Source organism: Psychroserpens citreus, assembly GCF_055686305.1.
Window position 1 is genome coordinate 423,567 of record NZ_CM145999.1, and the last position, 14,115, is coordinate 437,681.

General features: G+C 33.5%; 8 protein-coding genes. 3 read left to right on the forward strand and 5 right to left on the reverse strand.

Features of this window, described 5'->3' with window-relative positions; translation table 11 throughout:
• Positions 1 to 3 precede the first annotated feature (3 nt).
• Complete coding sequence (locus ACTU6T_RS02070; protein WP_460219603.1) at positions 4 to 1,119, reverse strand: WD40/YVTN/BNR-like repeat-containing protein; 1,116 nt, start codon at positions 1,117 to 1,119, stop codon at positions 4 to 6.
• A gap of 80 nt (positions 1,120 to 1,199) precedes the next feature.
• Between ACTU6T_RS02070 and ACTU6T_RS02075 the strand changes: the two genes are divergently transcribed.
• Together ACTU6T_RS02075 and ACTU6T_RS02080 are read left to right on the forward strand one after the other, a co-directional pair.
• Entirely contained in the window at positions 1,200 to 2,414 is a 1,215-nt protein-coding gene (locus ACTU6T_RS02075) for an RsmB/NOP family class I SAM-dependent RNA methyltransferase (RefSeq protein ID WP_460219604.1), read from the forward strand.
• 10 nt (positions 2,415 to 2,424) lie between these two features.
• Positions 2,425 to 3,516, forward strand: a complete 1,092-nt coding sequence (locus ACTU6T_RS02080) for an endonuclease (protein ID WP_460219605.1) — start codon at positions 2,425 to 2,427, stop codon at positions 3,514 to 3,516.
• Between the two features lie 44 nt (positions 3,517 to 3,560).
• On the opposite strand, the gene ACTU6T_RS02085 is transcribed toward ACTU6T_RS02080, so the two are convergent.
• On the reverse strand, positions 3,561 to 4,664 hold the full coding sequence (locus tag ACTU6T_RS02085) for a bestrophin family protein (RefSeq protein WP_460219606.1): 1,104 nt from the start codon (positions 4,662 to 4,664) through the stop codon (positions 3,561 to 3,563).
• 168 nt (positions 4,665 to 4,832) lie between these two features.
• Here ACTU6T_RS02085 and purL point away from each other — a divergent pair, with 168 nt between their 5' ends.
• Positions 4,833 to 8,501 (forward strand): phosphoribosylformylglycinamidine synthase, encoded by a 3,669-nt coding sequence (purL, locus tag ACTU6T_RS02090; protein WP_460219607.1) that lies wholly within the window; start codon positions 4,833 to 4,835, stop codon positions 8,499 to 8,501.
• A 38-nt stretch (positions 8,502 to 8,539) separates the two neighbouring features.
• On the opposite strand, the gene ACTU6T_RS02095 is transcribed toward purL, so the two are convergent.
• The 3 genes from ACTU6T_RS02095 to ACTU6T_RS02105 are packed head-to-tail and all read right to left on the reverse strand — an operon-like array spanning position 8,540 to position 14,112.
• Positions 8,540 to 9,289: a GIN domain-containing protein gene (locus ACTU6T_RS02095; RefSeq protein WP_460219608.1), complete on the reverse strand. Its 750-nt coding sequence runs from the start codon at positions 9,287 to 9,289 to the stop codon at positions 8,540 to 8,542.
• 10 nt (positions 9,290 to 9,299) lie between these two features.
• Positions 9,300 to 11,696 (reverse strand): ABC transporter permease, encoded by a 2,397-nt coding sequence (locus tag ACTU6T_RS02100; RefSeq protein WP_460219609.1) that lies wholly within the window; start codon positions 11,694 to 11,696, stop codon positions 9,300 to 9,302.
• 1 nt (position 11,697) lies between these two features.
• Positions 11,698 to 14,112, reverse strand: a complete 2,415-nt coding sequence (locus ACTU6T_RS02105) for an ABC transporter permease (protein ID WP_460219610.1) — start codon at positions 14,110 to 14,112, stop codon at positions 11,698 to 11,700.
• Between the last annotated feature and the right edge of the window lie 3 nt (positions 14,113 to 14,115).

Consider the following 14,115-nt stretch of genomic DNA (forward strand, 5'->3'; position numbering starts at 1 on the left):
TTTTTATTTTCTAAACACCAGCTTTGACACTCGTTCTTTTCCTGCAGCATAAGCAACACTATCATTTAAAAACCTAATCGTATAAAAACTTTCGTCACTTAAATGGGTCCAGGAATTGCCATGATCGGCAGAATAATCAATTCCATTAAATCCAACAGCAACTAATTCATTTCCATTACTGTTTGGAATATACTGAACACAACTACGATAACCAGGTGACTGATTTTGAGCAACCAGCTGCCATGTCTTTCCACCATCTATGGTTCTCATTTTATTAGCTGAACTATCTGCAGGTTTAGTATAATCTCCTCCTATTGCAAAACCAGTTAATTCATCATAAAAATCTATAGAATAGATACCTGTAGTTTCTACACCTTGAACAATAGGTGTTTCAAAAACCTCCCAATTTCCCCCTTTATCTGACGAATATAAAATACGGCTTGCCTTACCTCCTGTCGCTACCCAAGCATGATCGCCAACTATAGCTATATTAGTGTCACTTGCTGCAAATGCAGCTTCTCCATCTTTAACTTTCGGCAAATCATCGCATGATAATTTAGTCCAAGTATTTCCTCCATCTCTAGTGATGATAATGCTCATACAATCTTCGGTTGGATCACCTATAGCAATACCTTCTTCATCGTTCCAAAACTCCATCGAGTCATAAAACGTTTTTGGATGATCTTCTTTGTAAACGATTGGCCAAATTTTATCGCTATGTGCTGTAAACATAGCTGCAGGAGTACCAATAGCTAATGCAAAAAGTTGTTTTTTTGTTTTTGCAACAGATCTAAAATTTGGAATAGAGTCCTTTGTATAATTAAATTCGTATAAGATATCACAAACCAGTTCTTCTTCATTAGTATAGTCTAAACTCAAATATTTGGATGTATAAATAAAACCAACTTGACCTCTTGATGTGGCAAAAATTCCAGTTCCAGCTTTATCAACCTCCAAAGCTCTAACATTGAGCAGTGAATCTTGCATTAAAGTTTCAATTTCAACGGATTTAATTACATTATAAAGTCGTTCATAACGTTGGTTAAATTTGCGCATCCCACAACTTCCTAATCCAACAATTAGCAAAGAAGCTAATAACAGAACAAGTATCTTTTTCATTTTTATAAATTCTCATAAATATACAACAATAACAACCCATCTCAATTTTTAATGTACCTTTGCATGCTAATTTTTTTATAATGCGCTTACACAGAAACTTATGCTTTGCAGTTATTGATGGATTAACACTCATTTTCAATGAGGATAAATATGCTGACAAAGTTATACAACAGCTTTTAAAACGTGATAAACGTTGGGGAAGTCGAGATCGAGCTTTTGTTGCCGAAACGACCTACGACATTGTTCGTTGGAAACGCTTATATGTTGAAATTGCTGAAGTAAAAGCGCCTTATGATCGTGATAATTTATGGCGAATTTTTGCAGTTTGGGCCACTTTAAGAGGTATTAAATTACCCGATTGGAAATATTTTGAAAACACACCTCAACGAAAAATCAAAGGACGTTTTGATGAATTATCGCAGACAAGAAAGTTTAAAGAAGCCATACCTGATTGGTTAGATGACTTAGGTGTTAAAGAATTAGGCGAATCTATTTGGTCAAAAGAAATTGCTGCCTTAAATGAACAAGCAGATGTAGTTTTAAGAGTCAATACTCTTAAAACTACAAAGGAAAAATTACAATCCTTACTATTTGATGACAGTATAGAAACCGAAAGTATTAAAGGCTATCCAAATGCACTTAAACTTAAAGAACGAGCCAATGTCTTTAAAACTGAAGCCTTTAAAAATGGCTATTTCGAAGTTCAAGATGCATCATCTCAATTAGTGGCAGAATTTTTAGAAGTAAAACCAGGGATGCGTGTTGTTGATACTTGTGCAGGAGCTGGTGGCAAGGCATTACATTTAGCCTCGATAATGGAAAATAAAGGTCAAGTAATTGCATTAGATATTTATGCTAATAAATTACATGAACTAAAAAGGCGAGCCAAACGAAATGGTGCCTTTAATATAGAAACGCGACCAATTGAATCAACTAAAGTAATTAAAAAACTATACGATAAAGCAGATCGTGTTCTCATTGATGCTCCTTGCTCTGGATTAGGTGTCTTAAGACGAAATCCAGATGCGAAATGGAAATTACAACCTGAATTTATTGAAAGTATAAAAATCACACAACAAGACATTTTACAGCAATACGCTCGAATTGTAAAAAATGGAGGAAAGCTCGTCTACGCTACTTGTTCTATTTTACCTTCGGAAAACAAAAAACAAGTTGACACTTTCTTAACATCAGAAATGGGAAAAGATTTTACCTTTGTAAAAGACAAGAGTATATTGTCTCATAAATCAGGATATGATGGGTTTTACATGGCCTTACTAGAAAAGAATAAATAAAATTACACACATGAAACACATTTACTTTATAATTACAATACTATTTACATCTACTGCATTTGCTCAGTTAACACCTCCTGCTGAACTGCAATCTTATTACGGTATGGAAATCAATAGTACTGGACTAACGTTAAAAGGTGAGTTAATCAATCTTACCAATAGTAATCATACTAACTTTTTGAGTTATAGTGAAGTTTGGGATGTCTTAAGAATAACTGACGAAGACCCTAACAATTCAAGTAATATACTTTTAATTTATGGTTATGACGACCCTCCTTTTGATGGTAACGTAACTACAGATCGCACTAGAGGTAAATTCGATAACGGAGGTAATGTTGGAGACTGGAACAGAGAGCATGTATATCCAAGGTCTTTAGGAAATCCAGATTTAGGATCTACAGGACCAGGTTCTGATGCGCATATGCTTAGACCTAGTGATGTACAACGTAATGGACAAAGAGCAAATTCACCATTCGCAGAAAAAAGTGCTGGTCAATATCCAAATGGTGAATCTGGTAATGCCAATGGAGGTTGGTATCCAGGTGATGAGTGGAAAGGCGATTGTGCAAGAATAATAATGTACATGTATTTAAGATATGGTGATCGTTGTCTTCCTTCAGTTGTAGGTATAGGTAGCAATGCAGCAACACCTGATGATATGATTGATTTATTCTTAGAATGGAATGCTGAAGACCCAGTTATTGAAGGAGGTTTAGAAGATATAAGAAACAGTTACCATGCCGATACTAATAACCAATATGCTCAAGGTAATAGAAATCCGTTTATTGATAATCCTTATTTAGCTACACTAATTTGGGGAGGACCTGCGGCTGAAAACCGATGGGAAAGCCTTTCTGTTTCAGAGTTTGAACAAGATGTTATAACAATGTACCCTAATCCTGCTAATGGAAATGAAGTAACCATTGTCTCTAATCAAGATATATTAGCCGAAGTATACAATATTTTAGGTAAAAAAATAACGGTTCAAAAGATAACAGCAAACCAAAAAACATTAAATATTTCTTCCTTATCAAAAGGGGTGTATTTGGTTAAACTAAATTCCTCAAAAGGAAGTACTACAAAGAAATTAATTAAACAATAAGTTAAATTTCAAATAAAAAAAGCGACTCAATGAGTCGCTTTTTTTTACATAATAATATCATTTTTCCATACATAAGGCTCAGGTATATTCGTATCGTCGATTAACTGTCTAATATCTATTTCTATACCGCGACTCATATTGGTTATTGGTACATCGTTTGGACCGCCTTCAAACGGGTTTTCTGTATTTTCCCCAATAGCCTCCATAGTATGAAACACCCATGCTAACAAGGTACTAAACGGAATTGAAAACCACACAAAATGTCGAGCAATAAACTCTTGTATTTGATGTAATGTAGACGTATGTGATTCATGATTTACCAAATCTGCTATTATATGTTCTCCAATAGATTCAAACTCTTGCATAATACCAAAAGGCAATAAAATGATAAAAACCCAAACAAAAATATAATTCATGGTTGCATATTGCCTTGGATAAGGAAAGTTTTTAATGCGTTCACTTTTCCCTTGCAAAGTATAAAATTCAGTAAGCATACTATTCATCTCCATATGTCTAAAATCTTCAATAGCGCCTTGTTGCATTAACTCTTTTAAACGTCTAGATTGAACACCTAATAACTGAGAAGCTTGATTCCCTTTTGCAAATACTTCATTGTATTCGGCATCCGAAATATATTCTTTAATCGCATCTTTAATAGGAATAGTATCCTCACAAACGAGATAGTTTTTTTCTCTAAATTCTTGGTTTGATTTACCAGATTTTAAATGCTGTTCCCAAGGCTTATCAGCACGCAATTGATAACGCAGCGCAGTTAACCAGGCAACATGTCTATGAACCAATTCTTTATGAATTGCATTTAAATCATTATCACTTAATCTTACTTTAGTATGATCATTATTAATAAAATCTTTCACCATGATGGTCCAAGAGCGTGATGCGTTTACAATACCTCCCCAAATCTTTCGTGCTTCCCACAACCTATCATAAGATGCATTATTTTTAAAACCAACTATAAAGGCTACAGCAGTACCCAAAACACCAAGAGGCAACCAAGGTACATGTAACCATTTGAGCCCAAGAATATCAAATAAAACTACTGGAATTGAAGATAATATTAAGAATAAAAAAATATGACGACGTGTCCATCTTATCACGCCTGTTACAGGAAATATTCGTTTGGTATACATAAAATTAATTTAAGAAAATTAAAAATAAATAATTATAATCAGATAGAGAACAAGCCGTTGTGAATTATTTAGTGGATAACTCTTAATTTTCAATAGTATAATCCAAAAAAGTTACATCGAAAAAGTGTAAATTTGGGCTTTCAAAAAATCTATACTAAATACGATATAATGATTCATTTCTTCGGAAACCAAAACAGTAAAGTATTTGCTGTTCAAGCAACAAAAGAATTATCAACAGAAACTATAGCTAAATTGACATGGCTATTTGGCAACCAACCAAAACTAGAACAAGCATCACTCGATGCTTTTTTTGTTGGCCCTCGTGCAGCAATGATTACGCCTTGGAGTACCAATGCCGTTGAGATTACACAAAATATGGGGATTGAAGGTATTATTCGTATTGAAGAGTTTGAATCAAGTTCTGAAGACTTTAAAGACTTCGACCCAATGATTTCTGAAAAGTTTAATGGCTTAAACCAACAATCTTTTACTATTGATATTGAGCCTGAAAATATTTTAAACATTGAAGACATTTCAGCTTATAACCAACAAGAGGGTTTAGCTTTAAATGATGAAGAAATTGAATACTTAGAAGGTGTATCCAAAAAGATTGGTCGTCCACTTACAGATTCTGAAGTCTTCGGTTTTTCACAAGTTAATTCAGAGCATTGTAGACACAAAATTTTTAATGGCACATTCATTATAGATGGAGAAGAACAACCGATGTCATTATTTAAAATGATCAAGGAAACATCAAAACAAAATCCTAATGATATTGTTTCGGCGTATAAGGATAATGTGGCATTCATCAAAGGCCCAATAATTGAACAATTTGCACCTAAACGCGCAGATGTTCCTGATTTCTATGAAACCAAAACTTTTGAATCTGTAATTTCTCTAAAAGCCGAAACTCATAATTTCCCGACCACTGTAGAGCCTTTCAATGGAGCTGCTACTGGATCTGGTGGCGAAATCAGGGATCGACTAGCTGGTGGTAAAGGCTCCTTACCTTTAGCTGGAACAGCTGTGTATATGACCTCGTATTCGCGCTTAGAAGCGAATCGCCCTTGGGAACAAAAACTACCAGCACGTCCATGGTTATATCAAACGCCTATGGATATCCTTATAAAAGCAAGTAATGGAGCATCCGACTTTGGAAATAAATTTGGGCAGCCTTTAATTTGTGGTTCTGTACTTACCTTTGAACACCAAGAAAACGCACGCAAATTAGGTTTCGATAAAGTCATCATGCAAGCTGGAGGCATTGGTTATGGCAAATTAGACCAAGCTATAAAAGCAACACCAGAATCAGGAGATAAAATAGTAGTTCTAGGTGGAGAAAATTACCGTATCGGAATGGGAGGAGCTGCAGTATCTTCGGCAGATACTGGTGAATTCTCATCTGGTATAGAATTGAATGCTGTACAGCGTTCTAATCCCGAAATGCAAAAACGTGCTGCCAATGTGGTTCGTGGTATGGTTGAAAGTGATGAAAACCACATTATCTCTATTCACGATCATGGTGCAGGTGGACATCTTAATTGCTTAAGTGAACTTATTGAAGATACTGGAGGATGTATCGATTTAGATAAATTGCCTGTTGGAGATCCTACGCTTTCAGATAAAGAAATTATAGGTAACGAATCTCAAGAACGCATGGGGTTATTAATTGCCGAAAAACATCTAGACCATATCAGTAAAATTGCTGAACGTGAACGTTCTCCGTTATATACCGTTGGAAATGTCACTGATGACAAACACTTTTGTTTTAAATCTGAAACCAAAGGAAATACTCCAATGGATTTGGCATTAGAAGATATGTTTGGAAGCTCTCCAAAAACTATAATGACAGACATCTCCCTAAACAGAAACTATAAGGATGTAGCATATAATTCTGAGGATTTTTATGATTATTTAGATCAAGTATTACAACTAGAAGCTGTAGCTTGTAAAGATTGGCTAACAAACAAAGTTGATCGTTGTGTAGGTGGTAAAGTTGCAAAGCAGCAGTGCGCAGGACCTTTACAATTGCCATTGAATAATGTTGGTGTCATGGCCTTAGATTATAATGGCAAAGAAGGTATAGCCACTTCTATTGGACACTCTCCAATTTCGGGATTAATTAACCCTGAAGCTGGAAGCAGAAATAGTATCACAGAAGCACTTACCAATATTATTTGGGCGCCTTTAAAAGATGGGTTACAAAGTGTATCACTATCTGCAAACTGGATGTGGCCTTGTAAAAACAAAGGTGAAGATGCTCGTTTATACAAAGCAGTAAAAGCCATTTCAGAATTTGCAATAGATTTAGGAATCAATGTCCCAACAGGAAAAGATTCATTATCTATGAAACAGAAATATCCAAGCGAAGATGTTATTTCTCCTGGTACGGTTATCATTTCTGCTGCAGCTAATTGTAATGACATAAAGAAAGTTATTGAACCAGTTTTTAAAAAAGATGCAGGTAGCATTTATTATATCAATATATCACAAGATGATTTTAAACTTGGCGGAAGTTCTTTTGCTCAAATTTTAAATACTGTTGGTAGCGACACTCCTAATGTTAAAAATGCAACTTATGTAAAAACTGTATTTGACACTATTCAAGGTTTAATCAAAACAAATCAAATTATAGCTGGTCATGATGTTGCCTCTGGAGGTTTAATTACTACTCTATTAGAACTATGTTTTACTGATACTAACTTAGGTGCCGAATTAGACCTTACAGATTTGCAAGAAAAAGATTCGATGAAGTTGTTATTTGCTGAAAACTCAGGCATTGTCTTTCAATCAAAAGATGCTTCAATTGAAGGCGCCCTTTCTGATGCCAACATTGAATTCTTTAATATTGGAAACGTAACACCTAATGATGTATTAAGTATTATTAATAACAGTGAGGTATTTACCATGACTATTTCTCGACTAAGAGACATGTGGTACAAAACCTCACTTCTACTCGATCGTAAACAAACAGCTAATGGCTTAGCAGATGCTCGTTTTGAAAACTATAAAAAACAACCTCTTGCATATCAATTTCCGAAGCATTTTACAGGATCTTTACCAAAAATAGACACTTCTAAATCAAGACCAAAAGCTGCCATTCTCCGGGAAAAAGGAAGTAATTCTGAACGTGAGATGGCAAATGCGATGTATTTGGCTGGTTTTGATGTAAAAGATGTGCATATGACCGATTTAATTTCGGGTCGAGAAACATTAGAAGATATTCAGTTTTTAGGTGCTGTTGGTGGATTTTCAAATTCTGATGTTTTAGGGTCTGCTAAAGGTTGGGCAGGCGCTATTAAGTACAATCAAAAAGCCAATAAAGTGATTAATAATTTCTTTAAGCGCGAAGACACGCTATCTATTGGTATTTGTAATGGTTGTCAACTGTTCATGGAATTAGAATTAATTAATCCAGATCATGATGAACATGGCAAGTTGCATCATAATGATTCGCAAAAACATGAAAGCGCTTTTACTTCGGTAGCAATACAACAAAATAATTCTGTGATGCTATCATCATTAGAAGGCTCTACCTTAGGTGTTTGGGTTTCCCATGGTGAAGGTAAATTCAATTTACCAAAGGCAGAAGACCAATATAACATTGTTGCAAAATATGGCTACGACAGTTATCCAGCAAATCCTAATGGATCAGATTACAATACGGCTATGCTTTGCGACAAGACTGGTCGTCATTTAGTGATGATGCCGCATATAGAGCGTTCCACATTTCAGTGGAATTGGGCTAACTATCCAGAAGGTCGACAAGATGAAGTATCTCCTTGGTTAGAGGCTTTTGTGAATGCTAGGATTTGGATAGAAGAAAAGAATAATTAAACAAAAAAGGAGTTCAAAATTGAACTCCTTTTTTGTTATTATAATCGTCTTATAGAAGCATCACCAATTATAATTCCTTTTTTCAGTTCTGCATCTCCTTGATAACGTACTTTGGCTTCGCCATAAGCTGTTACTTTTAATCTATCGAAAACATTAAATTGATAATCCCCTTCACCATATGCAGTCAGTTTTGTTTGTTTATTTTCTATTTGTAAAGCATTAACTCTGCTCTCACCATAAGCAGTGAATTTTTGAGATTTGGTTTTCCCTTCTTTTATTTCCATGTAACTTTCCCCATAAATAGTAACTCTTAAATCATTTAAGTTTATTTTATTAAGATACACTTCAGATTCTCCATAAATTCTAAATTCAATTTTATTCTGTTCAATTAGACTTGTAAAATCAAAGCGTTCTTCACCTCTTAAAGCAAATACGTTTACGTGTTTATACCTTACAATGACTTTTGCCATCGTACCTTTATAAATAGGCACTTTTTTCTTATAGTCATTCATCTTTATTTTTTCGGTTGGCGATGTTATTTTAGCACCTTCAAGATATAAATGTAGGGTTCTGTTTTTAAGCTCCATATTAAATTTACCTGGTTCTTTGTTTTCTATAATCTCAACCGATTCTTCATCAGCTTGCCTGAATTCAACTTCAATATATGGGCTAATAATTACCTTATCAAAACTTTCAAAAGTATAAGTCTCGTTTTGTGCATGTGCACCAATCATAAACGTTAAAAATACGACTATAATTACTGTTAATTTTAAATATATTCTTTTCATAGTATCTTATTTATTCAAATTTTAAATATTTAATTAAATCTACTTTTGTGGCATTAAAGGCTTTAAAGCCAACAACTATTATTACCAATAGAATTAATACTATTGGTGCAATCACATATGGTAATATTGGCATATCGATACGATACACAAAATTGTTCAACCAATTTTGCATCAGATAGAATGCTACAGGAATCAAAATAACTGAAGCTATCAAAACGATATTAATAAAACTTTGGGCAAGTTGAAACATAATCTCTTTAACTGAAGCTCCCAAAGTTTTTCTTATAGCTACTTCCTTTAAGCGTTGTTGAATGGTTAGAGAAGCTAAGGCAAACAAACCTAGTAATGCTATAAAAATCACCACAACTGTTAAAATGGTAAACAGCGTTTGTTGCTGTTTGTATTTTTCAAATGTTTTAGCAAATTGCTTATCTACAAAATAATAGTTAAACGGAAAACTTGGCTCTAATTCTGTACTCCAAAAACGTTCAATCTTAGCTACAGTTTGTTCCATTTGCTCAGGCTTAAGCTTAAACTGAGCATTTCTTACATTGTTTTTCATCCAAGAAAAAACATTAAAATGCAAATAAAAAATAGGCTTAATTTGCTTATCAAACCCGTTAGTATGATAATCTTTCACAACACCAACTATTTTGAAGTCTCTGCCAAATGCAGCAACTGTTTTATTGATTGGATTTTTTAACCCAAGACGTTTTACTGCGGTTTCATTTAAAATAATATTACTAATAGTATCGGAAGCAAACTGATTTGAAAAATGTCTTCCGTACACCATTTCGGTTTGTAACATTTCCAAATGCCCAAAATCTAACGGAATAAATTTAGTATCCACAATCTTATCCTCATAAGTGATACTTTGAGAAAAATCTTCATCAACTCCAGGTGTTTCTAAACTGGTTGACACATCTATTACATTAGGATCATTCTTAAATACACTTTTCACTAACTGGTAATGTTTCCATCGGTTATAACTATCAGCAAACTCAACAACCATAACTTGATCACCAGCAAACCCCAACTTCTTAGAATTCATATAACTTACCTGATGATACACCACCAATCCTCCAATGAGAAAAAAACCAGAAATAACAAACTGTAATCCTAACATAAGATGCCTTAAAAACACCATATTCTTACTCCTTGAAAAATTACCTTTTAATGTTTCTATAGTCTTAAATTTAAACATATAAAAAGCATACAAAGTCCCAATACAAAATGCGATAACCAAAATTAATACTGTTACTTGCAATAATAACTTCGGACTGTTTAGTTTTAAGGATGTATTGAGGTAATCATTAAAAATTGGCAATACCAATTCAACAATAATCAAAGCGAATAAAAGGGCTACTATGCATTGTGTAATAATTTCCAAAGCATACTGAAACATTAATTTACTTGAAGAAATACCAAGGGTTTTCTTAATTCCAACTTCTTTAGCTCGCTGACTAGCTAAAGCAATCGAAAGGTTAATAAAATTAATACAGGAAATAATTATTATAAGTATTGAAAGTCCCAACATTATCATTAAAAATCGATAATTCCCTTTACCTTCTAAAGGACCTAAATCACCTTTAGAATGCAATCTCAATCCATTTAAACGTTCTAAGAAAGGTGTAGAACCCAAATCTTTCATATATTCATTTAAGGTAAGACCTTCTTTTTTAGCATCTTCCTTATAATAATTATTAATAAAAACTTGTAGTAATTTTTGTTCGAGTTCTTTAATATCTGTTCCTTCAGCTATTTTATAATAGGTATGATTTGAAAACGACCCCCAATTCTCTTTCATACTTGTATTTTTAGGGCTGTTAATAATCACGTTTGGTTCCAAAATTGAAGGTTGCATAAGCTTAAACACTCCTGAAACCGTAAAGTTTTTTTCACCAATTGTAATGGATTTTCCTAAAGCATGTGCATTACCAAAAAGTTGTGTTCTAATTTGATCTGAAATCACAATCTTATCTTTAGATGCTAAAATTTCTTTTGGATTGCCTTCCAAAATTGGGTGTGGAAAAAATTCGAAATAATTACTAGCTCCAAAGATTGTTTTTTTAGTATAAACTGATTTATCACCAACCTTTAACATATAACTCTCATACCAAGAAGGCATGGTGAAATAATCTAAAATTTCAGGAATAACTTCGGTACTTTTTGGGCCTTCAGGTTGTGTAGTATCATCAAAAACCTGTCCATCTCCCCATGCATGACCTACTTTATAAATAACATTTTTATAAGGATTCCATTGGTCGTATGAGTACTCCTTATTATAGTTAAGAAGCACTAATATTAATCCTATAAGACCTGAGGTTAATCCACAAATATTAATAAATGTGTGCAACCAATTTTTCTTACTATTTCTAAAAAAGAGTTTAAACCATATCTGCCACATATTATTCAAATTTTAAATACTTAATCAAATCTACTTTTGTAGCATTGTAGGCCTTAAAACCAACTACAGTAAACACCAATATTAATAACACAATAGGTGTTACTATGTATGGCCAAATTGGCATATCTATTCTATATATAAAATTATCCAACCAATTTTGCATAAAGTAGTAGGCAATTGGCAACAGGATAATTGATGCAACACCAATAATTTTCAAAAACTGCTTAATAAGTTGGATGATAATTTCTTTGACTGAAGCACCTAAAGTTTTGCGAATAGCTACTTCTTTTAAACGTTGCTGAATGGTCAACGTTGCCAAAGCAAAAAGTCCTAATAGAGAAATAAGAATAACGATAACAGATACAATTAAAAACATGGTTTGCTGCTTTTGATACTTCTCATAAGTTTCTGCAAATTTCTTATCTATAAACTCATATTGGAAAGGAAACTTACTGTCTACATTCTGCTTCCAAAAGGTTTCAATGTCTGCAATGGTTTTTGAAATATTATGAGGTTTTACTTTGAACTGGATAGAATGAATCCAATCTTTTGTAAATGGAAAAGTATTCATATGCACAAAGAACATTGGGTCTATTTTAACGTCAAAACCATCAAAATGATAATCTTTAACCATACCAACTACTTCCAACTTTCGTTCGTCATCATCGTCCATCCATCCAACTCTTACATGCTTTCCAATTGGATTATCATAAATACCCAAACGTTTTGCTGCTGTTTCATTAATTAAAATACTAGAGATTGTATCTGAAGCAAATTTTTCAGAAAAACCTCTCCCCTTAACAAACTCTAATCCTGCAAAATCTGTATAATTGAAATCGACAGTGTTCGAAGCTGTATTAAAACTTTTATCCTTATATCTTAATGCTGTTCCGTTGACATTCCCTTCACCTGGCACTAACATACATGTAGAAACATCTATAACATTTTCATGTTGAGACATTACTTGTCTTGTCAACATATATTTTCTGTATTCATCTTTAATATTAAAGACCTCAACATCAATGGTTTGTGGGTTTTTAAATCCTAAATCCTTATTCATCATATAACTCATCTGATTATAGATAACCAACACACCAATAAGGAAAAACCCAGAAATAAGAAATTGTAAACCTAGCATTGCATGACGGATTATAACACCTTTTTTGCTTCTTGAAAAATTTCCTTTTAAAACTTCAATCGTTTTAAAATTTGACAGATATAAGGCAGGAATTACACCTACCAAAAAAGCTATAAGGGTGGCTATACCAGTAACTTTTAATAAAATGGTTGGCTCTAGAATAGATATCTCTTTCCCCATAAATTCATTAAAGTATGGTAATACAAACTCTACCAAAACCAATGCTAAAAACAAAGCAAGAATACCTTGAATAGCGATTTCAAATATATATTGAAACATTAACGTATTCTTTGATAATCCCAATGTTTTTTTAACACCAACTTCTTTGGCTCGTTGACTTGCTGAAGCCGTAGAAAGGTTAATAACATTAACACAAGAAATGATTATCAACAAAACCGAAAGACTTAATAAAATGAGTAACAATTGATAATTTCCTTTGCCTTCTGGACCAGCATAATCAGCAATATGATGCAATCTAATGGTATCTAATTTTTCTAAAAACGACTCCATAAATCCATAGCGTTCTCTCGCTTCTTCTAAGGTAAGACCTTCGGCCTCCAACATCGGCTTAACATTTCGTTCTATAATGACGTTATCCATTTTCTGCTTTACAGCAGCGAGATTGGTACTTTTAGTCAACTTAACAAAAAGTTCATTTTGAAAATTCCCCCAATGTACTTCAAAGGGCTTACTGTATTGCATCAGAAGTTCTGGTTCGTAATGAGAATTGTTAGGTATTTTGTATATACAAGTAATTACATAATCATATCCGCCAATATCTACAACTTGCTCAATGGCAGTTTCTGCACCAAAAAGACGTTCAGCCATACCTTCAGAAATAGCAATATGTGTTCTACTCTCTGAAAATTTTTGGTAAGATCCATCGGTCACATCAAAAGGAAAAAAGTCAAAAAAATTAGGCTCTGTATGGGTTGACTTTTCAGTGAATACATTTTTATTTCCAAAAGAGACCACACGTCCTCTATAAAACGGACTTGTTAAAAGGGTAGCTTCAACTTCTGGGATATCACTTTTGTAAAATATCATTTGCCCAGCTGTACTCGAAAACCAAAATCCATTTTCTCTCGATTTATTCGTAATCCTATATACATCATCTTTGTTTGGATTCCATTGATTATAACTCAATTCATCGTTAAAGAATAATAACACTATAAGTAATCCTGCAAGTCCCAATGTTAGCCCTAAAATGTTGATAAACACATTAAGCCAATTGCGCTTGCTATTCCTAAAAAATATTTTAAACCACGTTTGTAACATGCT

What these genes read in the sequence shown, in the direction of transcription:
- ACTU6T_RS02095 (WP_460219608.1), bottom strand. Translation starts at nt 9,289, where the DNA reads ATGAAAAGAATATATTTAAAATTAACAGTAATTATAGTCGTATTTTTA.
- ACTU6T_RS02105 (WP_460219610.1), bottom strand. Translation starts at nt 14,112, where the DNA reads ATGTTACAAACGTGGTTTAAAATATTTTTTAGGAATAGCAAGCGCAAT.
- purL (WP_460219607.1), top strand. Translation starts at nt 4,833, where the DNA reads ATGATTCATTTCTTCGGAAACCAAAACAGTAAAGTATTTGCTGTTCAA.
- ACTU6T_RS02085 (WP_460219606.1), bottom strand. Translation starts at nt 4,664, where the DNA reads ATGTATACCAAACGAATATTTCCTGTAACAGGCGTGATAAGATGGACA.
- ACTU6T_RS02070 (WP_460219603.1), bottom strand. Translation starts at nt 1,119, where the DNA reads ATGAAAAAGATACTTGTTCTGTTATTAGCTTCTTTGCTAATTGTTGGA.
- ACTU6T_RS02075 (WP_460219604.1), top strand. Translation starts at nt 1,200, where the DNA reads ATGCGCTTACACAGAAACTTATGCTTTGCAGTTATTGATGGATTAACA.
- ACTU6T_RS02080 (WP_460219605.1), top strand. Translation starts at nt 2,425, where the DNA reads ATGAAACACATTTACTTTATAATTACAATACTATTTACATCTACTGCA.
- ACTU6T_RS02100 (WP_460219609.1), bottom strand. Translation starts at nt 11,696, where the DNA reads ATGTGGCAGATATGGTTTAAACTCTTTTTTAGAAATAGTAAGAAAAAT.